This window comes from Sphingobacterium sp. SG20118, from assembly GCF_044740685.1.
Taxonomy (GTDB): Bacteria; Bacteroidota; Bacteroidia; order Sphingobacteriales; family Sphingobacteriaceae; genus Sphingobacterium.
The window spans coordinates 383216-407977 of sequence record NZ_CP172826.1 but is presented as its reverse complement, the minus strand read 5'-3'; the positions used below and the strand labels follow the sequence as shown (position 1 = coordinate 407977).

The window sequence follows — 24762 nt, the reverse complement described above, 5'->3', positions numbered from 1 at the left end:
GCCAAGATACATCAGTATTAAGTACATGATAACGAATAACTTCACTTAGATACACAATACAATTGCGTATCTAAGTAAATTTATCTAAGTTTGTTATATATAAATTAACAAATTAGTATGCCTTACAAAGAGCGCGAAATTAATAAATTGTATTATACGATGGGTGAAGTGACTGCAATGTTCAATGTCAATGCTTCCCAAATTCGTTTTTATGAGCGTGAATTTGACATTATTCAACCCAAAAAGAATAAAAAAGGAAACCGTCTGTTCACACAAGATGATATTGCTAATTTAAAAATAATCTTCAATCTGGTAAAAGACAAAGGTTACACCCTTCAAGGTGCGCGAGAATACCTTCGGACTAACAAATCAGAAGCTAAAGAAAATCAGCGCGTTTTGGATTCATTAGAGAAATTAAAAAACTTCCTATTAGAGGTTCGTGATAGCCTATAATTATTTATAGATCCAGCAACAGATATACTTAATTTTAATAGCAACTATTAATAGCAACTCAACCTATTGATTTTTGACTTATATTTTTAAAAAACAGGTTTGTTTTCTACAATCTAATAGCATACTCAATGCCGCAATCCATAAACTTTTGCTGTAGATCATCTTGTTCTTCAAAGTATTCAACTTTATCATTATGGATCAATGAATGGTCCAAGATTACTTTTTTAATTCCCTTCCTTTTAAAATACCATAGCACCTAAGCCCCATTAAAAATTTAGTTTAGAGAAAGGCACTTCCGGACGAACATCATGGAACAAACATAACGCTGCTAAAAGTAATAATTACAATGGTAAAGCCGATATGGGACGATAAAAAGGAGAAAAAGTGAAATACCCCCTCCAAAAACTAATCACTTGTTGGCTTTCACTGTTCACTTGTTTAAAAGTAGTGAACATTTTTTAAAAAAAAGTGAACCAAACTGGAGAACATGTGAACACTTATTCACAAGAGGTGCCACTTATTCACAAGATGTGGATAGATTCTCTAAAGAACGAGCACCTTCTTTCCAACAAGTAAACACTTATTCAGAAGCAGTACTCCCTTATCCATAAGAACAAACGACTTATTAACAAGATATGAACATATATTCAAAACTAGTGGACACTTTTTCACAATTCCTGTTCACTTGTTCACAACAAGTGAATAACTCTTATAAACTAGCATTCACTTTTGATAAAAAGAGACTAGTTGTTCACAACAAGTGTTCACTCATTGTCAAAGAGTACACACAACATTCAAAGAAGTGTATCCTTATCCGAAACAACTAGCACATATTGCCCACAACTGTCTACATCTTGTGGATAAGTATTTCCTATTTAAAAACAAGAGAACACTTATCCAAACGAAGTGACTACCAAAACCAAAGAAGTGGCTAGAGAAAGCGGTGCTTTATAGCGATATTTTCAATTTATTGGATAAGTTAAGGATATCAGTCTTCAAAAAATGAAATATAATCCACCGATGTATATACTACTTATCGGCCTGCGAGTTCAATAACCTCTAGATGCTCGATTTTACTTCCATTAATCTCAAATCGCATCAATGTTCTTACCGTATGCCAACCTTGTTTTCCTGCTGCACCTGGGTTCAGATGTAGACATTTCAACTTTTGATCATACATCACTTTTAATATATGCGAATGGCCTGTTATAAATAGTTGTGGTGGATGCTCCGTGATCTCCTTCTTTATCCTAGGTGCATATTTACCAGGATAACCTCCAATGTGGATCAACCATACATCCACCCCCTCGCAAGTGAATCGCAAGTCTTCAGGAAAACGAAGACGCAACTGATGGTCATCAATATTACCATACACTCCCCGCAAAGGTTTAAACCCTTCCAACTGATCAGCAACAGCAGCATTACCGAAATCACCAATATGCCAAATTTCATCACAATGCTCAAAATGTTTAAATACAGCTTCATCCAAATAAGCATGTGTATCTGATATCAATCCAATCCTAGTCATATTAAAAAGCTAAAAAATAAGGCTTCAAAGTGGCTCTATACATATCCGAATAGACACCCTTTGCTTGATAAATAATAAAATCAGAAATGGCAACGTCGCCACCAAAACCCTGTTGAAAAATAACAATCTTACGAATGATATCCTCTCCTTCAAAAGAACGAATCTGGATAACCTCTAAAAGATTCAAACCAAAAGATTGTGCTATTACCCCCAACTCTTCCGCTAATAAAGTAGGCAAGATCAACGCCAATCTACCCTGTTGCTGGAGAGAAGCAGCCGAAAACTGCAACAATTCGTTAAAAAACTCCAAATTAGTATGTCGAGCCAATTTTTTTCGAGCATCCGGATTATGCAAAGAATCGGTATAGAAAGGTGGGTTGGAAATGATGAAATCGAATAAGCCAATGTCATCTAAATTTTGAAAAGAACAAGCGTGTAGCTTCATGCGTTCGGCATATGGAGAACTATTAAAATTCATTTCAGCACGCTTTGCTGCAAGCAAATCCACTTCCACAGCAGCGATCTCACTTTCTAAACACCGCTGTGCCAACATCAAAGCAATGACCCCGGTTTCCTGTACCAATGTCCAATATACGTGCGGAAGAACCAACATCGACCAATGAAGCCAATAAAACACCGTCTGTATTAATTTTCATCGCACAATCCGACTGATCTACTGCAAACTTTTTAAACTGAAATATAGAAGCCATGACCACAAAGATAAATCTTTTAATAATGCTAGCTTATGAGCTTACCATAATATTTAGATAAATTTTCTTTACTTTGGTTTATTAATAACACACCATATGAATCGTTATCTACTACTTACGTTATGCAGCATTATTTCATTCGTCTATATCGTACCTTCTTCTTTTGCACAAGAAAAATGTGAAGCCACGCTGAAGAACTCGTTAGAACCCTTGACAATCGCATTAAATGGAAATCAATATGAAACACTCATGCCATTATTAGCAGATATCGAGCGCAGCTGTGGACCAACCGAATTATCGCTGCGTATCCAGATATTAAAGTTGATCATAGCGAAAGAAAGCAGTTCTCATGCTATCAATAAATATTTAGAAATGCACTTTGATGAGCAATTGATAAAGCGTTTTCAAGATGCTGAACGAGAGGATTATGCTTATCAATATGAATCCAATAAAGTGCAATACAATTATTTTCCATTACGTCATCCGATCGATCTTTTAATTAAGACTCGTGCAAAAGCCTTGTTGCTATCCCAATCTTATAAGCTGTCCGATTCAGAAATTGATATCCTCAACCTCTTTTCTAATGAAGAGTTATTAAAAAAACAGGTTGTTGAAAGCATAGCCCCACCCCTAATTAAAGAAGAACCTGTAATACAAGAAGAGCAACAAGCAGAAACGGAATTAGAATTGGAAGAGTACTACAATAAGTCGAAATTGGGTTTCCTACCCTATATTGGGATATATGGACCACTAGGCGGTAAAAACACCACATTTGGAACCAATATGTCCCTTGGATTTACGGTCATGAGTTCCTTGGAAAAATCCTTTATTTTCGAAGGTGGTTTTAAAGTCCGAATTAATAGCAATGACCGAAATTTCGACTACAATTATGACAATCAAACAGAATCCGTTAACGCTAACTTTAGTTTATTTTTCGGAGGCTCAGTAGGCTATAAAATCTATGATAATACCAAATTCATTATTATTCCGAAACTCAATCTAGGAATAGATATGATTGATACAGGAATCTCAGAAGATGTTTATACAGACGATTATTACGATGGATATGGCGATTATAACTACGGCGGAAGCTCAAAAAAATTATATACAGTCAATACCATGCACCTTGGCCTGAGTTTAGCCACCATGCGTCAACTAAAAGGAAAAAATTACATCGGGCTCGAGGCAGGTTATCATTATACCCCATACCAGTGGGATAGTAAGCTCATGAGTGCTATTTATAATCACTACGGAAGCCTCGAACTATTTTTCCGCTTCTAGTTCTTCAATAACCTTTGGATTTCATCCAGCTTCATCAGTGCCTCAACAGGAGTCAACGTATTGACATCCAAATTATTCAACATATCACGAATTTTTTCCAAAACAGGGTCATCAATAGAAAACATCTGCAATTGATATGCTTGTTTTTGAATTTTCCGCATACTATCCTTGATCTGCTCTCCCCCAGTTCGCTCCTGTTCCAATCTTTTCAATATTTCATTGGCACGTGAAAGTAGCTTAGAGGGCATACCTGCCAATTTTGCAACATGAATACCAAAGCTATGCTCTGACCCACCCGGAACTAATTTACGTAAGAATATAACCTTATTGTTCATCTCCTTTACCGTCACATTATAATTCTTGATACGGGGCATCGAATTTGTCAATTCGTTCAACTCATGATAATGCGTGGCAAATAAAGTTTTTGCCTTAGCAGTAGGGTGATTATGTAAGAACTCTGCAATAGCCCAAGCAATGGAAATACCATCATAAGTACTCGTACCACGACCGATCTCATCCAACAAGATTAAACTACGATCCGAAAGGTTATTCATAATACTTGCCGTCTCATTCATCTCAACCATAAAAGTCGATTCACCTGAAGACAGATTATCGGAAGCCCCTACCCGAGTGAAAATCTTATCAACAAGACCAATCTTAGCTTCCTTTACAGGCACAAAAGAGCCTATTTGAGCCATCAAAACAATCAAAGCAGTCTGACGTAAGAGCGCAGACTTACCCGCCATATTCGGACCTGTTATAATGATAATCTGCTGTGTATCGTTATCCAAATAAACATCATTGGTAATATAATCCTCACCAATAGCCATTTTTCTTTCAATAACCGGATGACGACCACCTTTTATATCCAAAACCTTACTTTCAGAAATCTCAGGCTGAACATAATAATTTTTCTCTGCGATAACCGAGAAATTCAACAACACATCTAACTTCGCTAGCAACTGTGCATTCAATTGTATCGGTTTTATATAAGCAGCGATAGCAATCAGCAACTCCGCATAGAGACGATTCTCAATAACTTGGATTTTTTCTTCAGCTCCTAAAATCTGATCTTCATACTCTTTTAACTCTTCCGTAATATAACGCTCTGCATTCACCAACGTTTGTTTACGAATCCAGCCCTCAGGTACTTTATCGCGGTGCGTATTGGTCACTTCCAGATAGTAACCAAAGACATTATTAAAAGCAATCTTAAGCGAAGGAATACCCGTTAATTCAGCCTCTCTTTTTTGTATCTCAATGAGGTAATCCTTACCCCCGAAAGCAATTTTTCGTAGACGATCCAAATCTTCATCCACTCCATCAGCAATCACATTACCTTTATTCAGTGCTACTGGAGGTTCTGGAAAAACCTCTCTTTCGATTTTATCACGAATGATAAAGCAGACATTCAATTGTTCGGCAATCACCCGAAGGGCTTCAGAATTTTCCTGATTGGTTAATTCTTTGAGTTTCTCAACGGCATATAATGCGCGCTTCAATTGCACAATCTCCCGAGGAGAAGCTTTCTGTAGACCGATTTTGGAGATTAAACGTTCCAAATCCCCAACATATTTGATTTCTTGAATCAATGCATCACGCAATTCTTTATGTTCCGAAAAATAGGCGACAACATCCAAGCGTTCTTGAATAGATTTACGATCTTTCAAAGGCATTACGATCCATCGTTTCAGTAAACGAGCTCCCATTGGTGAAGCTGTTTGATCTAATACATCAGATAACGTAGTTGCATTCTCATTAGCAGAACCAATCAATTCCAAGTTACGTACTGTAAAACGATCCAACCACATATGGCGATCTTCTTCGATACGAGCAATATTTGAGATATGTTGCAAATTGCGATGCTCGGTCTCATTCAAATAATGCAACGCAACACCTGCAGCAATAACACCTACAGGCATACGATCAATACCAAAACCTTTCATCGAATTAACTTCGAAATGTTTTAATAGATTTTCTGTCGCGTAGTCACCTGTATATGGCCACTCATCCAAAGTATAGGTATAATACTGGTTACCGAAATGTTCCGTAAATTCTTTTGATTGTTTTCTGGACATGATTACTTCTGTCGGTTTAAATCCCTGTAGAAGCTTATCAATATAAGAAGAGGTGCCTTGAGCAACAAGAAACTCACCTGTCGAGATATCTAAAAAAGAAATCCCAATCTGAGTCTTATCAAAATAAATAGAAGCTAAATAATTATTAGATTTCTGCTGTACGATATTATCATTATACGACACACCTGGGGTAACCAATTCAGTAACCCCACGTTTCACGATTGTTTTCGTTTGTTTTGGATCTTCCAATTGGTCGCAAATTGCCACCCGTTGTCCAGCACGAACCAATTTGGGTAAATAAGTCTCCAAAGAATGATGCGGGAAACCTGCCAAAGCAGTTTCGGATTCGGTACCATTCCCCCTCTTCGTTTGTACAATTCCTAAAATACTGGCCGCCTTTATGGCATCTTCACCAAATGTCTCATAAAAATCACCTACACGGAACAACAATAACGCTCCTGGATATTTCACCTTGATTGCATTATACTGCTGCATTAATGGAGTTACCTTTTTTTCTGCCTTTGCCAATTGGATTTCGTTTATTGATAATAAGCTGTAAAAATAACATAATCTACCTGATTAGACAAATGAACAAGGATAATATGAAAAACTAAATCCAATTTAAGTAATTTGACGGCACACCAGTATAAGGCATGACATCGGTTATGCGGCCGATTCTTTCGCATATACAAACCCATCTTCAAATGCAATAAGACAATCCTAAAATCACACGCTTACCATTGAGAAAATATTTCGTTCCTTTGCATAGTTTTTCAAAAGATATGGCAATAAAAAGAACGAACAACGTTAAGAAAAAAAAGGGTCAAGCAAGTTGGAAGAAAAAAATCAAAACCTGGTCAATACGAATTATAGGAGGTTTCTTCGCCGTCACGCTATTCTGGGTCATTGCTCTTAAATTTATCAACCCACCTATCACTTGGTTAATGATACAGCGTGGTTTTGAATTAAAAGCAGCAGATAAAGGATTTAAATTAGATAAAGACTGGCGAAATTACGACGAGCTATCTGATAATTTAAAGCGAGCAGCAATAGCTGGAGAAGATGCGCATTTCTTGACCCACTGGGGATTTGATACAGATGCGATTCAAAAAGCAATAGAAAAAAATAAAGATGGCAAAAAACTACGTGGTGGCAGCACCATTAGTCAACAAGTAGCAAAGAATGTATTCCTTTGGCCCAAACGATCTTGGTTAAGAAAAGGATTGGAAACCTACTTTACAGGATTGATAGAGATATTCTGGAGTAAGAAAAGAATCTTGGAGGTATATCTCAATGTCATTGAGATGGGACAAGGTGTATATGGTGCAGAAGCAGCATCGCAATACTATTTCAAGAAATCGGCTTCTTCCCTATCGAAAAAGCAAGCAGCATTGATCATCGCCATATTACCCAATCCAAGGCAATGGGATGCACGTAACCCCTCTGTATACGTCAATCGTAGGGCAAATGCCATTGTTAGGTATCTCAATCATTATCAAATACCCGAATAGCGATAAAGCCCGCTGCGCAAAATAGTATAGCAATAAAAAAAGCGATGATTCACTATCATCGCTTTTTTATTTAACCAAATACACGTTTGTGCCAGCTTTCGACAAAAGGAACTTCCCATTTTTCTGCAAGAGCAGCAAGCGATGTAATGGTATTATCATATACCAACGCATCGTCATGGATAGCGCCACCTTTTACCAGGCCTTCAAATTCACTCCTTGAAGCGACTTGAAGTTCACCAGCAGTTTTAAAAGCAACATTCATACGATCAAAAAGTTGAATATTAAATTCCTCCTCCAAAACTTTTAGAAAACGAACGGAGCTATCGATCGAACAGCCAGAAGCCGCCGCAATATGTTCGTCAACCGAAAGTACCACGAACAAATTAAACTTAACTTCCGCTTGGGCAGATAATGGCTCTCCATGAACTTTCCAACCCGCTGCAAAATCAGTTAATCTATTTTGAATCAATAAAGCTTCTTCATCAGTAAAGAAACGATTCGATTGATATACCCATGCACTTGTCATACCTTTTAATTTAATTATTAAACATAATAAGGTGAAATCATCAAATAAACAATAACGCCCGTTATGGCAACATACAACCACATTGGATAGGTTATACGTGCTATTTTTTTATGCCTTTCATAAGATCCTGCCATACCTCTTACATAAGTAATCAATACAAAAGGAATAATGATGACCGACAAAATAATATGCGTGATTAAGATAAAATAATAAATTGGACGTAATATGCCTTCACCACCATATGATGTTGAATTAGAAGTCATGTGATAAGCCACATACATTCCTAAAAAAGCAACAGAACAACAAACGCATAATTTAATAAGTCGCTCATGTAAAATTCTATTACCATTTTTTATAGCCATAACAGCAGCAATCAATAAAACAGCTGTAAGACCATTGATCGTTGCATATATCGGAGGTAAAAAACTCAAAGGCTCAACATCATAACCTAGTTTCCTTAAGTTAACGCCAAATAACGCAGCAACGACAAGTGGAATAACAACCGACAAAACGATGATCCACTTGTTATATTTTTTCTCTTCTGCAGTCTGTCCCATTTTATTTATTTTCAATCTTTGGTGGATGATTTCTTATTTCTTCCACAACCAATAATTTAATTTCATCACTCAAACGCTCAACCTCCTTTTTCATCGTGATATCGTAAAATCCACGAATTCTTCTTTTTGAATCTATCAAAACATAGGAAGAACCGATAACAAATGGTTTATTAACATCGTCACTTGCTAAAGCATCTTGCAATAAACCCTGCTGTGCGAATTTGAAAATATCCGATGACGGCTTGGTCACAAAATACCATCTTTTCCCCGAAGGATCTATATTCTGAATGTAATTTTTTATTACTTCTGGACTATCATAGGTGGTATCCACAGTAACAGAATAAAATTTAACCATTCCGTTATGTCTAAAATCACCCGAAACCTTATTCAAGTTATTGATCAATGAAGTTGAAAATGATTTATCTCGAGAATAAAACAGATGCACAACAGAAATAGCACTATCTTGATCAAACAGCTGTATAGGCTGACCATCGTAATTTACAAAGGAGATGTTGGGAACCTCATGATAGATGGTATCCATACGCTCTCGACCCCATTTTTTATGAGTAGTACCAGGAACTTCCTTCTCACCAAAAATAGGCAGTGTGGCATACGAATTTGCCATCCCATTTCTATTCAATACTACATACAAAAATCCTGGCAATAATAATATTATTGCCAGGATCATGATAGTTTGAATACCTTTCTTTTTACCAGTATTTTTACTCATTTACATTATTTATTTTCCCACACTTCGTGAGGTACCAAATCTGTCAATAAGAAATTACCTTCAGTAAGTAGTAAAATGATAAAGTAAATAATAAAAAGAAATACAATACTTACGGTAATTATAAAACTAGATTTCTCAAATTTTAAGTGCATAAAGTAAGCAACAATATAGTATGCTTTTACTAATGTCAACACGATATAAATCGTATTAACAAAAGCACCCTTTGTTAAAATTTGCCAGTGATGAACAAATCCCAATGCGATTAAGAATTCTAAAGCCGTTAAAGCTAAAAGTACGAAGAAAATTCTCCAGATACCTTTCTTATCCATTCCGTGTGCATGCTCATCGTGAGCGGCAATATTATCTTGATGTTGTGACATAGCTTTTCTAAAATTAAAAACTTATAATTATACTAAATAGAAGAATGTAAATACAAACACCCAAACTAAATCCACAAAGTGCCAGTATAAACCTACTTTTTCAATCATTAAATATGAACCACGATTCTGGAATGTGTTATTCATGGTCATGAACAATACAATAATATTTAATAAAATACCGATACTAACGTGGAATCCGTGGAAACCAGTAATTGTAAAGAATAGATTCGCAAATTGAAGTGCAGACGTATAGGAAATATCACTCGTAAAATATGGCTGTAAAGCTTCTTTAATAGCTTCACCCTCTAAACCTGTTGCCGGGTTTCTTCCAAACCAAAAACCAGCATGGTGTAAGTGAGTCCACTCAATAGCTTGACATCCTACGAAACAAATACCTCCTAGAATTGTCCATAACATCCATTTAACAACTTCTTGTTTCGAATTTCTATGTCCTGCTTCTACAGCCATTACCATCGTTACAGATGACATGATCAAAATAAAGGTCATGATACCTACGAAAACTAAAGGCTGTCCGCTTTCAGCAATACCCGGAATCGATTGGAAAATCTTATCAGGATCAGGCCATGTACTGTGTGCAAAACGTTGCGCTCCGTAATAAAGCAAAAACGAAGAAAATGTAAAAGCATCTCCTACCAAGAAAAACCACATCATGATTTTTCCGTATTCCAAATTCCAAGGTGATTTTCCACCATTCCATGGACCAGTTTTTACCTTATCCAATTGTGATACAGTTGTACTCATTGTTTACTATTATTGATTCAAAAGTAAGAAAACATATATATAAATCCATAAAAGATCGAGAAAATGCCAAAATATAGTGGCTAAATTCATGCGGAATTGATTGCTATCAGCAGGAAGTGGCTTAAACACACCTACTAAGGCAACAATCAATACGATCAAACCCGCAATTATATGTGCTAAGTGCATCCCTGTAAAAATATAAACAAAAGATTGCGACGCGTTATTATTCACAAAATAAACGCCACGCTCTGTCAATATTTCCCAAGAATCAACTTGAAACACAAAAAATATAACACCCAATAACAAAGTCACAAATAATAGTGCCTTCTGTCTAGCTAATTGACCTGCTTGCGCAGCTTTATAAGCCAAGTGCATACTGATACTGCTCAATACAATAGCAATTGTACTATAGATAAACGTATGGGGTAACAATGTTTTGATACCTTTATCCACACCACTGGCCGTATAAACAATAAAACCACTTGATAGTGCGGCAAATATCATAAACATACCCAGCATACCTAACCATAGCGCAAATTTTTGAGCCCTACGCGTTACTAACTTCTCGTCAGTTTGTTGTTCTCCTTGATTTAACATTATTTCAAAGGTAAAAAGTCAAATAATAAGACCAGTTGCGTAATAGGAAGGTAGAAAAACGATGTAAACATCACTTTTCTAGCTGAAGCAATATCCTGATTCTTAAAGAGCAAAAACCCATAATAAGCAAAGAACACACCTCCAATTACTGAAACAGCGGTAAAGATCCAACCAGCGAAACCGTAATACATGGGTAGAAAACCCGCAGGTATCATAATTAAAGCCGAAAAGAAAACCATAAAAGCAGAAATCTTATCACGCTTAGTGGTCGGTAACAACCTAAAACCAGCTTGTTTATAATCATCATCAATCACCCAGGCCAAAGACCAAAAATGAGGAAACTGCCATAGAAACTGAATTCCAAATAAGATAAATGGAATCATAATGATAGCACTCTCATTCGTTTGGCTGTACATCGCTAAATCGTCTTGACTAAAAGCCGCGAAATATCCGATTAGCGGAGGCAATGCCCCAGGGAAAGCCCCAACAAATACAGCGATTGGTGATTTTCTTTTTAATGGTGTATACACAAAAGCATATAACAATATAGAAAAAACCGATAACAGGCCTGCAACGAAATTTAAACGCACTAAAACTAAAGTACCCAAGATCCCCATAATTAAACTTAGGATCAAAGCCTGACCTGTTGTCATTCTACCCGAAGGTAACGGACGATCAGCGGTACGAGTCATTAATTTGTCCAAATCCTTTTCAATGATTTCATTGAATCCATTAGCTGCACCAGTCACTAGGAAACCTCCTACTGTTAATAACAACCAATTCACCCACAACAAATCTCCACCTAGTTGCTTAGCACCAATCAAAAAAGAGATAGACGCCGAGAAAACAACCGTTAATGTCAGTCTTAACTTAACTAATTTCTTGAAATCAGAAATAAACTCTTTCATAGCGACAAATGTCCTCTTTTTAATTTCGTGTACAAATCAATATCACATTGTACATCCATTTCATTCATTCAATTAACGTTGCGATTTTCCTAGTAACAACATCAAGTAATATTGAGTGCCAAATAAAAGGCAACCAACCACTAAGTGAGTTGTCTGTGCGAATGCCGGAACTGCAAACTTTGCCAAAACAATACCTGACAACATTTGAATACCGACTAAAATAAAGAGTATAGTAACAAACCTCGCTTGATCTGTACTTCCACTAAATTTAGTACGCACTAAAAAGAACAATACAATTACTAAAATCAAAGAACTATATGCTAGCCAACGATGAATTTCAAAATGTTGGCCGATATTTTGTATAAAGTCTTCTCTTGGCATACCTGAAGCTGTCAACATATCAACAATTTCACGCACTTCCGTTCCGAAGACAACTTGCACCAACATCAACAAAAGTGAGATGAAAGCAAGTATTTTTAATCCACTTGAATCGCGATTAACTAAAATTGATTTATCGCGCCAAGTTGTTGCTTTAAAATAGGTATATATGGCGATAGCAACAATAACTAAAGCTAAAAGCATATGTACCGTAATTACCCAAGGTGTTAAATTAGTTGAAACAACTATAGAACCTAACCATGCTTGAACAACAACAACAAAAACATTAACTACAGACCAAATAAAGATCGATCGCTTAGATTTAATATAGGTAAAGGAATAAATGGCCGTAAACAATAAACAAAAACCTGCTATCACACCAACCAGACGATTGGCATACTCCGTCCAAGTCTTCGCTACGTTAAACTCCTCATGCTCAAGAATAGTCTTGTCATGACGAATTTTAGTGGCCAATTCACGGTAACCAAAGAATTCAATCATTTTGGCAAACCGCTCATTCTTATTTGCTCTACCCGTAATATAATGTTCTTCATAACCCACAGGCAACTGCGATACATCTGTGGGAGGAATAACCTGATTAAAACACTTAGGCCAATCAGGGCAACCCATGCCAGACCCCGTACTGCGTACGACCCCTCCAGCTACAATAACTAAAAACAAAACAATAATAGTAATGAAATTAGATCGAATAAAACGCTTTTCAGCAGCTGGAAACATATCTTTAACCCTTTTATGTTATGAATAATGTTTAGTGTAAGTCACGCTGTGCGACATACACTAAACATCATCAATTATTTATTTTTTATTTTGAGCATCCCATTCTGCTTGGATACGCTCTGCCTCTTCGTTGCCTTCGAAATCATGAATGAAATTCGAACTCATAGTTTCAGAGAAAGGAACAGTCTGAGGGATAAAATCCGCATCATGACCTGGCTTACTGTAATCATAAGGCCAACGGTATACAGTCGGGATTTCTCCTGGCCAGTTACCATGAATGTGCTCAACTGGAGTAGTCCACTCCAATGTATTGGAGTTCCATGGATTCTGAGGAGCACGCTCACCAAAGAAGATAGAGTAGAAAAAGTTAAACAAGAAAGCTACTTGACCAAAACCAGCGATGATCGCAGCCCAAGTAATCAATATGTTAACGGATACCCATTTCTCCATGAAAGTAAATTCAGTGAATGCATAGTAACGACGAGGAACACCATCAATACCCATAAAGTGCATTGGGAAGAATACCAAGTACGCTCCGATGAAAGTCATCCAGAAGTGTAAGTAACCCAACTTCGTGTTCATCATACGACCAAACATTTTTGGGAACCAGTGGTATACACCACATAACATACCAAAAATTGAAGCAGATCCCATTACCAAGTGAAAGTGGGCAACAACAAAGTAAGTATCGTGTAAGTTGATATCTAATGCCGCATTACCTACGAACAATCCTGTAAGACCACCTGAGATAAAGAAGGATACCAAACCAATAGCAAACATCATCGCTGGAGTGAAACGAATGTTACCTCTCCATAATGTAGCCATATAGTTAAAAGCCTTAACAGCTGAAGGAACCGCAATAATCAATGTTGTGATCATAAATACCCCTCCTAAGAAAGGATTCATACCCGTCACAAACATGTGGTGACCCCATACGATAAATGATAAAACAGTAATACCAATTAACGAGTAAACCATCGCGTGGTAACCAAAGATTGGTTTACGAGAGTTTGTTGAAATAACTTCCGAAGTAAGACCCAATGCAGGCATAACAACGATATATACTTCTGGGTGACCTAAGAACCAGAATAAGTGTTGGAACAATAGTGGTGAACCACCTTCATTCGGTAAAATCTGACCAGCAATAACTAAATCTGATAAATAAAATGAAGTACCAAATGAACGGTCAAAGATTAATAGAACAACAGCTGCAACTAAAACTGGGAAAGATAACATACCTACAATAGCAGTTAAGAAGAATGCCCAAATTGTTAATGGCATTTTCCATAAATCCATCCCTTTAGTACGCATGTTCAAAATTGTACTCACGTAATTGATACCACCAATAATTTGTGATGCCACAAATAAAACCATACTGATCAACCATAATGTCATACCAGTACCAGAACCAGCAATGGCCTTGGGAACAGCAGATAACGGTGGATAAATTGTCCAACCAGCTGATGCAGGTCCACTTTCAACAAAGAAAGAAGCAATCATAATAACAGATGCTACAAAGAACATCCAATATGACAACATATTCATTAGTGGAGACGCCATATCGCGCGCACCAATTTGATAAGGAATCAGTAAATTACTAAAAGTACCCGATAACCCCGCTGTTAATACGAAGAATACCATGATGGTACCGTGAATGGTAACCAATGAGAGAAAAAATTCAGGATTGATACGACCACCATCAGCCCATTTACCTAAGAATACTTCTAAAATTGGAAATTCTTTATCCGGCCAAGCAAGTTGGATACGGAATAAGATCGATAAGATCATGGCAAATACCGCCATGAAAATACCCGTGATCAAAAATTGCTTGGCAATCATCTTGTGGTCACCACTGAAGATATACTTCGAGATGAATGACTCTTGATGATGTCCGTGCGAATCGTGATGCTCAGCGCTATGAGAAATAACTGTACTTGACATATTCGTTTTTAAAATTCAATTATTCTAATTAATTTAATGAAGCAGTAACGTTTACACTATTATTTACTTCCTGAGTTGTTGAATTATCAGCAAACTCTTTCTGTAAATCCTCAGTAAAATATTTACTTTGAGTTGCTAACCATTCCTTGTATTCAGCTTCAGAAACAATTATAACCTTTTTACCCATAGCATAGTGACCTTGACCACATACTTTATTACATAACATAATAAAATCGTACTTAGGATCATCCATACGCTCACGCATTTCTTCAGTAGTCACCGTTGGTGTAAACTGGAAGTAATTCGTCATACCTGGTACTGCGTTGATTTGAACACGGAAATCAGGAATATAGAACGAGTGAATAATGTCTTTAGAAAGGATATGAAAACGAACTGATTTATTAACAGGTAATACAATGTCGTCAGATTTGATATCATCCCAAGATCTTTTATCCTTGAAATCGATACCATAACCATTCGTTGGAGTTGTTAATTTGTAGTTACGTTTTCCGATTTCACCATCAGATCCAGCATAACGGATATTCCAAGCAAATTGCTCTGCTAATACCTCAACTTGGATAGCTGATTTTTGTAAATCTTCAGGTACATTTGTAATTGATCTCCAAGTAAAGAAACCAAATAAAACCAATACCGTTAATACAACAGCTGGAATAATCGTCCAGATTTTCTCCAATGTATTATTATGTGGCAAATAATATGCTTTATGATCTTTACGCATTCTATAGATAAACGTGAACGTCAACAATAAAATGTGTGTAACCACCAATACGAACGTTGTAATGACCGTCGTAATGATAAACATCGTGTCAATCTTAGCACCATGTTCAGTAGCAGCATCTCTCCAAGCCATACCACCATGTACATGGAAGGAATAGTAAACTCCACCTAAGAAAACAAATAGGAAGATGAATAACAAACTAGCTTGAACATTATTTGATGCTAAAGGATTATATTTTCTATTCATCTTGTTCGTCAACTCATAAATAGAGATAACTTTACCTATAACAGCAACAACTGTACAGATAACCAAGAATAGTAAAACATAATAAACGAAGTTTTTATAAACCTGAGGGTCTATCGATTTAACTTCTGCTGCAGCTGCAGCGTCAACTTTTGTCGTAGACGCACCTGCTGAAACCGCTACTTCTGCTTTTGCAGTAGCCGCTGAATCAACAACATTTGCTCCATCAGCTGTTGCATTAACTGCAACAGCTTCCGTAGCTTTAGTCGTATCTACCACTACAGTATCTTGACTTGCGAAAGAAGGGACTGCGAAAAACAATCCGACTGCAAGTACAAAACCCAAGATGGATTTGAATCTATTATTTAATTTAAAGCTCATTTCTTTATAACGATTTTACGTAATATCCCTTTAAAAGCGAAACTATATTTGGTGATGCAAACTCTCATCCAAGAAAGGATGATTTTTCGCTACCAAACCTTGCTTACTCAATTTATTCATTACCAAGAATGTAAACAAACCTACAAAACCAAGTGCTGTACCAATTTCTACAACACCAAATCCACGATTCTCCTCAACTGTACCTGGCATGATCATAATATAGTAATCTAACCAGTGACCCGCTAATAACAAGATAGCAACGAATAACATCCAGTTTCTGTCTACGTTTTGCATGACGATCTACTAATAGCAATAAAGGAGCTAAGAAATTGATGATAAGGCTTAACCAGAACCATGGTTTATATTCCGGCTCCCAACGTTTGTAGAAATACACAGTCTCCTCAGGCATATTTGCATACCAAATAAGGATAAATTGTGCAAACCAAACATAAGTCCAGAAGATAGAGAAACCAAAGATTAAGTTACCTAAATCATGTAAATGATTCTCATTTACCCAATTCATATAACCTGCTTTTTTCAATACGACTAAGATAACCGTGATTACACATAAAGCACTAACCCACATGGCAGCAAAGTTGTACCAACCAAACATCGTAGAGAACCAGTGTGCTTCCAATGACATGATCGTATCGAATGACCAAATTGGAGTTGTGAAACCAAAAATTACTAAAAATAAAGCTGATAATTTAAAGCTCTTTTTATAAGAGTTTAAACCACCGTCTAAATCTTCTTTGTAAGACAATTTAGCAAGGATAACAGCAAAAATACTGTACGCTCCCATGAAAATTACTTGACGTGTTAAAAATCCTGAAAAATTCAAATACCAAGACTTACCAGCAATGATACTATCGTAATTCGGACTATTTGGATCTGTAAGACCCTCTGCATACCAATGGTGGTATAGATTGTGAGTGCTTAATCCTAACACAACAATCACTAATAATATGATTGAAGCAATAGGCAAAATAGCTGCCATTGCCTGAGGTATACGAACGATACCTGCTGACCAAGCAGATTGAGTTACATATTGTAACGCTACGAAAAACGCTCCCGCAGCACATACGCATGTAAAATAATAACCCATCAATAATAAGTTAGCATAAGTACGCTCTACTAGAATATGATCGCCCATAAGCATTCCGTAGGCTACTGCAGCTATACCAACAACGATTGCGATAATACTGTATATCTTTGCTTTACCAGCAAACTCGTATCGCTCGTTGAAATTATAATCGTGATGATGATTGTGAGTTCCCATTTATTTATCTGATGTTAGATTATTTCTTTTGTAATTCATGAACGTACATAACTACTTCCCAACGTTCTTCAGGAGACATCTGCGATGCATGCGATCCCATAGAGTTGTGACCGTAATAAATCGTATGGTAAATTTTACCAGCTGTCAAATCAGCCATCAAACCACCTCTTGAAGAGTTTGCACCATCCGTTTTATGATATGACGGTGGATTAGGGAAGTTTTCTAACTTACGAGTTCCTTTTGAATCGGTAATACTACGATCCTTTGTAATATTGCCATCACCTTTACCTTCTGGACCGTGACAAACAGCACAGTAAGTTGCAAACAAAGCTTGCCCTTTTTCCAAATTAAGTGCTGTGTATTCCAAAGGATTGCTAACCTCACGTCCTGCACGTTCGTAATCTTCTAAAGTATTCGCATACTCAAAACGGATAAAACCAATAGGATCTGTTCCTTGAGGTGGCGTTTGAGCAGTTTGCTTATTTTTGAAATTCTCGTTTGGTTGATCCGGGTTATACGCAATTGGATCATACATGTTACGAGAGAATTCCCAACCTGTACTACGAGTTGTCTTGTCACCACAAGAAGAAACGACTGCTGTCAACGACAGAGCTGCACATACTGTAACGAGTAAATTCTTCTTATTCATAACTAACATATTTTCTATCATTGTACTTAACTTCTACAGCACCCGTTTCTTTCAATATAGAATCGATCAACGCATGGTCTGTGTTTTCACGAGCATCAATAGCGATGATGAAACGATCATCTGTAGCTCTTAAATCCATTACTCGAGGTGTACGACCTGGGAATAAGTGATTGCGATAAAAGAATGTCGCAACCATACCTAAAGCACAGACTAAAATAGTCACCTCAAATGTTACTGGAACAAAGTTCGGAATAGCAAACGATGGTTTACCACCGATATTCATTGGCCAATCGTGTACCATTGTATAATACAATAAACTAAAGCCCAATGTTGTTCCTAACACTCCAAAGCAAAATGCTGCAATAGGCAAACGCGAAGGTTTAACGCCCAATTTAGCTTCAATACCGTGAATTGGCATTGGAGTAAAGCAATCATAAATGCTTACATTATTTTTCTGCAATTTGTCGATCCCATGCATCATATCATCCGGATCAGCAAAACTACCTATTATATATTTTGTATTGCCCATTGCTATTATTTTAACTCTTTAATTTCCTGTTCTGTTACCGAATCATATTTGCCTAAAGAATTTCTAAAGTGTTCCACTTGCTCTGCAGGGAAAGCACCTTCTTTAACCAATTTCGTTTTGTGTTGTAAACTTGAGCTTTTCAACAACAATTTAACTTCCGCAATCGCGATACCTGGTAAGAAACGTAAGAACAATAAGAACATCGTAAAGAATAGACCGATAGATCCAACGAAAATACCAACGTCTGTCCAAGTAGGGTAAAACATAGCCCAAGATGATGGTAAGTAATCGCGGTGTAAAGAAGTCACGATAATTACGAAACGCTCAAACCACATACCAATATTTACTACAATAGATAATATCCATGAAATTGGAATACTTGTACGAATTTTCTTAAACCAGAATAGTTGTGGTGAAACTACGTTACAAGTCATCATCGTCCAGTAAGCCCAAGCATATGGACCAAACATACGGTTTTCGAAAGCATACATCTCGTACTCTGATTGCGAGTACATCGCGATGAATAACTCCGTTAAGTATGCGATACCTACGATAGAAACCTGTTACCATGATAATTTTATTCATGGATTCAATGTGGAACATCGTGATGTAGTTCTCAAAATTCATCACTTTACGTAAGATCAACAATAAGGTCTGCACCATCGCAAAACCTGAGAAGATCGCACCTGCAACGAAATATGGAGGGAAGATTGTTGTATGCCATCCTGGGATAACAGAAGTTGCAAAGTCAAAAGATACGATCGTGTGTACCGAAAGTACCAATGGAGTTGAAATACCTGCTAAGATTAAACAGACAATTTCGAAACGTTGCCAAGTCTTCACAGATCCGTTCCAACCAAATGACATGACAGAATAGATTTTTTGTCTTAGACCTGTAGCACGGTCACGAATAGTAGCAATATCAGGTAACAATCCACAGTACCAGAATACCAATGATACCGTGAAGTACGTAGAAATTGCAAATGCATCCCATACTAAAGGTGAGTTGAAGTTAACCCATAAAGATCCGAATTGGTTTGGCAATGGGAAAATCCAGTATGCTAACCAAGGTCGTCCCATGTGAGCAACAACATACGTTGCAGCACAGATAACGGCAAAGATCGTCATTGCCTCTGCTGAACGGTTAATGGAGTTACGCCAGTTTTGACGGAAAATTAATAATACGGCCGAAATTAACGTACCTGCGTGACCGATACCTACCCACCATACAAAGTCGGTGATATCCCAAGCCCAGCCTACAGTTTTATTCAGACCCCAAGCGCCGATACCTGTCCAAAAGGTATAACTAACGCTGACTACCCATAATAAAGCACCTAATACGGCTATAGTGAAGCCAATCCACCATGCTTTATTCGGTTTATTCTCAACCGGTAGTAAGATATCATCCGTAATTTTAGCATACGTGATGTCCTTACCGGTCATTAATGGTTCTCTTAATATTGATTCGTTATGCGATGACATAGTATTTTTATTTCAAATAATGAACAAGATTACGCCTCAAAAGTGTTTCTAACTTTTGTCATATAACCGATACCCGGCTGTACATTGATTTCCTCAAGTACGTAATAAACACGCTCATTGCGCAATGCTTTAGATACTTCTGATTCTGGATCATTAGCATCACCAAAGATAATTGCATTCGCTGAACATGCTTGTTGACATGCCATTTGGATATCACCGTCTTTTACTTTACGATTTTCCATTTTCGCATGTAACTTACCAGCTTGGATACGTTGGATACACATCGAACATTTCTCCATAACCCCACGTGAACGTGTTGTTACATCTGGATTCAACACCAATTGTGTAAACTCATTGTTCAAGTAGTTGTCAAAACGCGAATCATTCCAGTAATTAAACCAGTTAAAACGACGTACTTTATATGGACAGTTATTCGCACAGTAACGTGTTCCGAAACATCTGTTGTAAGCCATGTGGTTCAACCCTTCTGATGAGTGTACAGTAGCTAATACTGGACAAACTGTCTCACATGGTGCATGCGCACAATGTTGACACAACATCGGTTGGTGAACAACAGTTACATTTTCGAAATCGCTCAACTGTTTGATATCATCCTCTTTTGTATACTCTTTACCATCTTCCTCGATTGTATAGTAACGATCAATACGTAACCAGTGCATTTCACGACGACGGCGAACCTCATCACGACCTACAACAGGAATGTTATTTTCTACGTTACAAGCAACAATACAAGAAACCACAACCTGTACAAGCATTCAAATCGATTGCCATGACCCATTTGTGACCTGGTTGCTCATACTTATTCCACAAATCATAAGTTTTGTGTTTATCTGTAAAGCGACCTGACTCTGAGTTAGGATCTTTTAAATATTTAGCGAAAGTAGTCTCACGAATGATGTTACGACCTTCGATGGTATGGTGTGTTTGCGTTTGTGCTAATTGATAGATACGAGTTGATTTAGCAATAGTTGCTTTTGCTACAAATTGAATTGTACCATTTACCAAGCTCGCAAAAGGATAAGCATTCTGACCAACATTGTTACCAGCTTTACCCACTTTAGTACGTCCGTAACCAATGGCTACTGAAACTGTACCCAAAGCTTGACCTGGTTGTTGCACAACTGGCAGCTCAACTTTGTAACCATTAGCTTCAACTGTTACCGTTGAATCTTCAGCTAAACCTAATTTTTCAGCGTCTTTCGGGTTGATAGCAGCATAATTGTCCCAAGTTACCTTAGAAACTGGATCTGGCACCTCTTGTAAATAGGCATTATTTGCAAATTTACCATCACGAATAGCACTTGGCTCATATAATTTCAACTCGAAATCACCAACTACAGTTTTAGCGGCAGCAAGAGCTGCACTAGCAGCAGCCTCTACATTACCAGAGAAAGAATAAGAAGAAGCTGTTTTAGCACCTTTATATTCAAAACCAGTCTGTAATACTGCATTCCAGTTTTTAGCACTTCCAGCTAAAATAGTTGAAGTCCAAAGATCCTTAACGAAAGTATAGATATCTGTCGTATCACCCGCCCATACCAATAAAGATTGATCTGCTTGACGTGTGTTGAATACAGGATTGATTGTCGGTTGAACGATAGAGAATAATCCTTCTTTTGGAGAAGCATCACCCCATGATTCCAAGAACGTACTTGTTGGAGCAATCGCCGTCAATTCAGAAGCAGTCTCATCAGCACGTTGTGAGAAAGATAATGTAAAATCAACTTTCTTTAACGCAGCTTTAACTTCTTCAGCTTTGAAATAATCATAAACAGGGTTACTGTTCAAGAATAAAGCAACACCTACTTGACCTGCTTGAGCACTTGTTAAGAATTGTGTAAAAGCAGCATCAGAACCTTGATGTTGTTTAGAATAATTATCTAAATCAATTGTCGACCCGTATGAAGCCAATGCACTGTTGATCGCATTTGCTAAGGTTTGAATGTTAACATCATTCGAACCAGCAACTACAACTGCAGCACCTTTATTACTTAATAATTCTTTAGCAGCTAAAGTAACTGCCGTTTGTGCTCTTTTAGTAGCAATACCACCTGCTAAAGATGAACCTGTAATTTCATTATACAATGAAATTAAAACAGCAACTTCTTCCGAAGGTTTAATTGCGATACGCACATCCGCATTAGAACCCGTCATACTTAGACCAGATTCAAATTGAATATGACGTGACATTTTACCATTTTTCAATGATTTGTGATCACGATTTTTAACATATTGCTGCGTGTGTTCTTCGCCAGCTAACCAAGTTCCTAAGAAATCAGCAGCTACAGAAACAACAACATTTGCTTTATCAAAATTGTAAGAAGGAACGACTGCTTTTCCAAAAGTGTTTTTGTTCGCTTCAATAATAGCGCTGTAAGAAACAGCATCTACTTGTACCAAATTAGTCGTTGGGTACTTCGCTGTTAATTTTGCGATAGCAGCCAATGTAGTAGGACTATTTACAGTACTAGCAACAATAGTAATTTGTTTACCAGCACTTGAAGCTGCATTTAAAGCAGCAACAACAGTACTATCTAATTTAGACCATTCAACATCTTGCCCTTTTAATTGAGCTGTTTTTAATTTAGACTCATCATATAAATCTAAAACTGATGCTGCAGTTCCTGAATCCGTACCTTGATTTAAACCAATGGCATTCGGGTTAGCCTCTACGTTAATAGGACGACCTTCACGTGTTCTTACTAAAATACTTTGACCATTGAATGTCGAAGTATAAAAGTTAGGAATACCAGGAGTAATCTCCTCTGGTTTTATTAAATAAGGAACTGCTTTATGCACAGGAGTGCTATTACAAGCTGCTAAAGTAACAGCCCCAACACCAAAACCTAATGCTTTTAAGAAGTCACGGCGTGGAGTTTTTGTACTCAACCCTGCTTCATTTAAAACATCTTCTACAGGAATAGATTCGGCAAACTCACCCTTACTCTTTTGAACAAAAGCAGGTGTTTGTTTCAATTCTTCCAAACCTTTCCAATATTTTTTATTGCTATCCATTTAAGCTGTATATAAGATTGCGTATTTCTGAATAATTATTAATAGTGACATTTACCACACTCAAGACCACCGATCATAGCCGCTGTCATTTTCTCACCTTTTTTGATGCTTTCATGCGCCTTGATTAAATCTTCGTAGTATTTGTTATCTGACTTCACATCTGTAGTTTGGTGACAATCCACACACCACTTCATCGTCAAAGGAGAGTATTGATATACTTCTTCCATTGTTTCTATAGGGCCGTGACATGTTTGACACTCCACTCCTGCCACTGTAACGTGTTGAGAGTGATTAAAGTAAGCAAAATCTGGTAAATTATGGATACGAACCCACTGAATCGGCTTAGGATTATTACCATAGGCACGTGTCTCAGGATTCCAATCCAACGCACGGTAGATTTTCGCAATTTCTGGTGAAATCTCACCATCATAATGCTCAGAACCGGTTATTGTATTGTGACAGTTCATACAAACATTTGCAGAAGGAATAGAGGCATTTTTAGATTTAAAAGCGCCACCATGACAATATTGACATTCAATCTTGTTTACACCAGCATGCAATTGGTGAGAGAACTTAATGGGCTGAACCGGTTGATAACCTGTATGAACACCTACGTTCCACATCGTTTTCCAACCACCAACACCTAATAAAGCAACCAACATCAATACAGCAAAACCAACTAACTTTTTGTTTTTAATAAAACCTTGAGCGAAAGAAAGGAATTTCTTGCTCGTTTTTGGCTCCTCTTCTGCCTCTATAGCAGCTTGATTAGTAGCGATTACTTTTTCTAAGGTACGGATTACTCTGTTTAAAACTACGATAACAACAATAGCCAAAATAACTACACCTACCAATCCGAAGATCATAAATAAGTTAGCATTGTCATCTTTCGCAGCTCCACCACCAGCAGCAGCACCTTCTTTAGGCTTCTCTGTAGATTCATCTTTGATATAAGCCAACACAGATTTCACTTGTTCATCTGGCATATCTGTAAAGTTTGTCATTACAGACTTGTTGTACTCCTCAAAGATTGCAACAGCATCTGGATCTCCAGATTTAATTAAAGCCGCTGAGTTTTGAACCCATTTAATCAACCATTCTTCAGATTTTGTATCGGTAATACCCTTTAAAGCAGGACCAACACGCTTCTGACCAATAGCGTGACAGCTTGCACATTTAGATTTGAAGATTTTTTCACCTTCCTTGACATCTTGCGCACGCAACGTCGTAACGGCAAATAATAGCGCCAAACTCATTGACACTATCCTCGCAAGTTTTCCCAAAACGGATGAGACATTTCTCATATTTAGCACTTTATACTATTTATTTGTGAATATAAAAATTTA

22 protein-coding genes and 2 pseudogenes are annotated in these 24762 nt (G+C 37.2%); 3 read left to right on the top strand and 21 right to left on the bottom strand.

What is annotated here, in order from left to right:
• Window positions 1-117: 117 nt before the first annotated feature.
• Window positions 118-453 (top strand): MerR family transcriptional regulator, encoded by a 336-nt coding sequence (locus tag ACFX5U_RS01975; RefSeq protein ID WP_038695836.1) that lies wholly within the window; start codon window positions 118-120, stop codon window positions 451-453.
• A 1033-nt stretch (window positions 454-1486) separates the two neighbouring features.
• Here ACFX5U_RS01975 and ACFX5U_RS01970 read toward each other — a convergent pair.
• The 3 genes from ACFX5U_RS01970 to ACFX5U_RS01960 are packed head-to-tail and all read right to left on the bottom strand — an operon-like array spanning window position 1487 to window position 2691.
• The gene (locus tag ACFX5U_RS01970; protein WP_400262369.1) at window positions 1487-1981 is read right to left on the bottom strand and encodes a metallophosphoesterase family protein; all 495 of its coding nucleotides are present in this window, start codon (window positions 1979-1981) and stop codon (window positions 1487-1489) included.
• A gap of 1 nt (window position 1982) precedes the next feature.
• Complete coding sequence (locus tag ACFX5U_RS01965; RefSeq protein ID WP_400262368.1) at window positions 1983-2564, bottom strand: methyltransferase; 582 nt, start codon at window positions 2562-2564, stop codon at window positions 1983-1985.
• Entirely contained in the window at window positions 2506-2691 is a 186-nt protein-coding gene (locus ACFX5U_RS01960) for a hypothetical protein (protein ID WP_400262367.1), read from the bottom strand. Before ACFX5U_RS01960 ends, ACFX5U_RS01965 begins: the two co-directional genes overlap by 59 nt.
• A gap of 96 nt (window positions 2692-2787) precedes the next feature.
• Here ACFX5U_RS01960 and ACFX5U_RS01955 point away from each other — a divergent pair, with 96 nt between their 5' ends.
• Window positions 2788-3972, top strand: coding sequence for a hypothetical protein (locus tag ACFX5U_RS01955; protein WP_400262366.1), 1185 nt, complete (start codon window positions 2788-2790; stop codon window positions 3970-3972).
• On the opposite strand, the gene mutS is transcribed toward ACFX5U_RS01955, so the two are convergent.
• On the bottom strand, window positions 3969-6578 hold the full coding sequence (mutS, locus tag ACFX5U_RS01950; RefSeq protein WP_400262365.1) for a DNA mismatch repair protein MutS: 2610 nt from the start codon (window positions 6576-6578) through the stop codon (window positions 3969-3971). The genes ACFX5U_RS01955 and mutS overlap by 4 nt on opposite strands.
• Window positions 6579-6832: 254 nt before the next feature.
• Here mutS and mtgA point away from each other — a divergent pair, with 254 nt between their 5' ends.
• A complete protein-coding gene (mtgA, locus tag ACFX5U_RS01945) occupies window positions 6833-7561 on the top strand; it encodes a monofunctional biosynthetic peptidoglycan transglycosylase (RefSeq protein ID WP_280570849.1) in 729 nt (242 codons plus the stop codon).
• A 70-nt stretch (window positions 7562-7631) separates the two neighbouring features.
• On the opposite strand, the gene ACFX5U_RS01940 is transcribed toward mtgA, so the two are convergent.
• The 17 genes and pseudogenes from ACFX5U_RS01940 to ACFX5U_RS01860 all read right to left on the bottom strand — a co-directional run bounded on the left by ACFX5U_RS01940 (window position 7632) and on the right by ACFX5U_RS01860 (window position 24720).
• Window positions 7632-8087, bottom strand: a complete 456-nt coding sequence (locus tag ACFX5U_RS01940) for an ABC transporter ATPase (RefSeq protein ID WP_400262364.1) — start codon at window positions 8085-8087, stop codon at window positions 7632-7634.
• Window positions 8088-8104: 17 nt separating this feature from the next.
• Window positions 8105-8644, bottom strand: a complete 540-nt coding sequence (locus ACFX5U_RS01935) for a DUF420 domain-containing protein (protein ID WP_400262363.1) — start codon at window positions 8642-8644, stop codon at window positions 8105-8107.
• A gap of 1 nt (window position 8645) precedes the next feature.
• Window positions 8646-9374: an SCO family protein gene (locus ACFX5U_RS01930; protein WP_400262362.1), complete on the bottom strand. Its 729-nt coding sequence runs from the start codon at window positions 9372-9374 to the stop codon at window positions 8646-8648.
• Window positions 9375-9379: 5 nt separating this feature from the next.
• Window positions 9380-9754 carry a cytochrome C oxidase subunit IV family protein gene (locus ACFX5U_RS01925; RefSeq protein ID WP_038695817.1) on the bottom strand — a complete coding sequence of 125 codons (375 nt, stop codon included), beginning with the start codon at window positions 9752-9754 and terminating at the stop codon, window positions 9380-9382.
• Between the two features lie 27 nt (window positions 9755-9781).
• On the bottom strand, window positions 9782-10516 hold the full coding sequence (locus ACFX5U_RS01920; protein WP_038695815.1) for a cytochrome c oxidase subunit 3: 735 nt from the start codon (window positions 10514-10516) through the stop codon (window positions 9782-9784).
• A 9-nt stretch (window positions 10517-10525) separates the two neighbouring features.
• The gene (locus ACFX5U_RS01915) at window positions 10526-11113 is read right to left on the bottom strand and encodes a cytochrome c oxidase subunit 3 (RefSeq protein WP_038695813.1); all 588 of its coding nucleotides are present in this window, start codon (window positions 11111-11113) and stop codon (window positions 10526-10528) included.
• Window positions 11113-12021: a heme o synthase gene (gene cyoE, locus ACFX5U_RS01910; RefSeq protein WP_038695811.1), complete on the bottom strand. Its 909-nt coding sequence runs from the start codon at window positions 12019-12021 to the stop codon at window positions 11113-11115. The genes ACFX5U_RS01915 and cyoE overlap by 1 nt, the downstream gene beginning before the upstream one ends.
• Window positions 12022-12093: 72 nt before the next feature.
• Window positions 12094-13137: a heme A synthase gene (locus ACFX5U_RS01905; protein ID WP_038695809.1), complete on the bottom strand. Its 1044-nt coding sequence runs from the start codon at window positions 13135-13137 to the stop codon at window positions 12094-12096.
• 78 nt (window positions 13138-13215) lie between these two features.
• Complete coding sequence (locus ACFX5U_RS01900; RefSeq protein WP_400262361.1) at window positions 13216-15078, bottom strand: cbb3-type cytochrome c oxidase subunit I; 1863 nt, start codon at window positions 15076-15078, stop codon at window positions 13216-13218.
• 28 nt (window positions 15079-15106) lie between these two features.
• Window positions 15107-16441 (bottom strand): cytochrome c oxidase subunit II, encoded by a 1335-nt coding sequence (locus ACFX5U_RS01895; protein ID WP_400262360.1) that lies wholly within the window; start codon window positions 16439-16441, stop codon window positions 15107-15109.
• A 42-nt stretch (window positions 16442-16483) separates the two neighbouring features.
• Window positions 16484-17720 (bottom strand): annotated as a pseudogene (locus ACFX5U_RS01890) (quinol:cytochrome C oxidoreductase).
• A gap of 19 nt (window positions 17721-17739) precedes the next feature.
• The gene (locus tag ACFX5U_RS01885; protein WP_400262359.1) at window positions 17740-18369 is read right to left on the bottom strand and encodes a c-type cytochrome; all 630 of its coding nucleotides are present in this window, start codon (window positions 18367-18369) and stop codon (window positions 17740-17742) included.
• Window positions 18362-18898: a DUF3341 domain-containing protein gene (locus ACFX5U_RS01880; RefSeq protein ID WP_280570867.1), complete on the bottom strand. Its 537-nt coding sequence runs from the start codon at window positions 18896-18898 to the stop codon at window positions 18362-18364. The genes ACFX5U_RS01885 and ACFX5U_RS01880 overlap by 8 nt, the downstream gene beginning before the upstream one ends.
• Before the next feature lie 5 nt (window positions 18899-18903).
• Window positions 18904-20380: pseudogene (gene nrfD / locus ACFX5U_RS01875) on the bottom strand (NrfD/PsrC family molybdoenzyme membrane anchor subunit).
• A gap of 29 nt (window positions 20381-20409) precedes the next feature.
• Window positions 20410-21156 (bottom strand): 4Fe-4S dicluster domain-containing protein, encoded by a 747-nt coding sequence (locus tag ACFX5U_RS01870; protein ID WP_400262358.1) that lies wholly within the window; start codon window positions 21154-21156, stop codon window positions 20410-20412.
• Window positions 21116-23416, bottom strand: coding sequence for a TAT-variant-translocated molybdopterin oxidoreductase (locus ACFX5U_RS01865; RefSeq protein ID WP_400262357.1), 2301 nt, complete (start codon window positions 23414-23416; stop codon window positions 21116-21118). Before ACFX5U_RS01865 ends, ACFX5U_RS01870 begins: the two co-directional genes overlap by 41 nt.
• Window positions 23417-23454: 38 nt before the next feature.
• Window positions 23455-24720, bottom strand: coding sequence for a c-type cytochrome (locus tag ACFX5U_RS01860; protein WP_400262356.1), 1266 nt, complete (start codon window positions 24718-24720; stop codon window positions 23455-23457).
• Window positions 24721-24762 lie beyond the last annotated feature (42 nt).

What these genes read in the sequence shown, in the direction of transcription:
- ACFX5U_RS01975 (WP_038695836.1), top strand. Translation starts at nt 118, where the DNA reads ATGCCTTACAAAGAGCGCGAAATTAATAAATTGTATTATACGATGGGT.
- ACFX5U_RS01970 (WP_400262369.1), bottom strand. Translation starts at nt 1,981, where the DNA reads ATGACTAGGATTGGATTGATATCAGATACACATGCTTATTTGGATGAA.
- ACFX5U_RS01960 (WP_400262367.1), bottom strand. Translation starts at nt 2,691, where the DNA reads ATGGCTTCTATATTTCAGTTTAAAAAGTTTGCAGTAGATCAGTCGGAT.
- ACFX5U_RS01955 (WP_400262366.1), top strand. Translation starts at nt 2,788, where the DNA reads ATGAATCGTTATCTACTACTTACGTTATGCAGCATTATTTCATTCGTC.
- mtgA (WP_280570849.1), top strand. Translation starts at nt 6,833, where the DNA reads ATGGCAATAAAAAGAACGAACAACGTTAAGAAAAAAAAGGGTCAAGCA.
- ACFX5U_RS01940 (WP_400262364.1), bottom strand. Translation starts at nt 8,087, where the DNA reads ATGACAAGTGCATGGGTATATCAATCGAATCGTTTCTTTACTGATGAA.
- ACFX5U_RS01935 (WP_400262363.1), bottom strand. Translation starts at nt 8,644, where the DNA reads ATGGGACAGACTGCAGAAGAGAAAAAATATAACAAGTGGATCATCGTT.
- ACFX5U_RS01930 (WP_400262362.1), bottom strand. Translation starts at nt 9,374, where the DNA reads ATGAGTAAAAATACTGGTAAAAAGAAAGGTATTCAAACTATCATGATC.
- ACFX5U_RS01925 (WP_038695817.1), bottom strand. Translation starts at nt 9,754, where the DNA reads ATGTCACAACATCAAGATAATATTGCCGCTCACGATGAGCATGCACAC.
- ACFX5U_RS01920 (WP_038695815.1), bottom strand. Translation starts at nt 10,516, where the DNA reads ATGAGTACAACTGTATCACAATTGGATAAGGTAAAAACTGGTCCATGG.
- ACFX5U_RS01915 (WP_038695813.1), bottom strand. Translation starts at nt 11,113, where the DNA reads ATGTTAAATCAAGGAGAACAACAAACTGACGAGAAGTTAGTAACGCGT.
- cyoE (WP_038695811.1), bottom strand. Translation starts at nt 12,021, where the DNA reads ATGAAAGAGTTTATTTCTGATTTCAAGAAATTAGTTAAGTTAAGACTG.
- ACFX5U_RS01905 (WP_038695809.1), bottom strand. Translation starts at nt 13,137, where the DNA reads ATGTTTCCAGCTGCTGAAAAGCGTTTTATTCGATCTAATTTCATTACT.
- ACFX5U_RS01900 (WP_400262361.1), bottom strand. Translation starts at nt 15,078, where the DNA reads ATGTCAAGTACAGTTATTTCTCATAGCGCTGAGCATCACGATTCGCAC.
- ACFX5U_RS01895 (WP_400262360.1), bottom strand. Translation starts at nt 16,441, where the DNA reads ATGAGCTTTAAATTAAATAATAGATTCAAATCCATCTTGGGTTTTGTA.
- ACFX5U_RS01885 (WP_400262359.1), bottom strand. Translation starts at nt 18,369, where the DNA reads ATGAATAAGAAGAATTTACTCGTTACAGTATGTGCAGCTCTGTCGTTG.
- ACFX5U_RS01880 (WP_280570867.1), bottom strand. Translation starts at nt 18,898, where the DNA reads ATGGGCAATACAAAATATATAATAGGTAGTTTTGCTGATCCGGATGAT.
- ACFX5U_RS01870 (WP_400262358.1), bottom strand. Translation starts at nt 21,156, where the DNA reads ATGCTTGTACAGGTTGTGGTTTCTTGTATTGTTGCTTGTAACGTAGAA.
- ACFX5U_RS01865 (WP_400262357.1), bottom strand. Translation starts at nt 23,416, where the DNA reads ATGGATAGCAATAAAAAATATTGGAAAGGTTTGGAAGAATTGAAACAA.
- ACFX5U_RS01860 (WP_400262356.1), bottom strand. Translation starts at nt 24,720, where the DNA reads ATGAGAAATGTCTCATCCGTTTTGGGAAAACTTGCGAGGATAGTGTCA.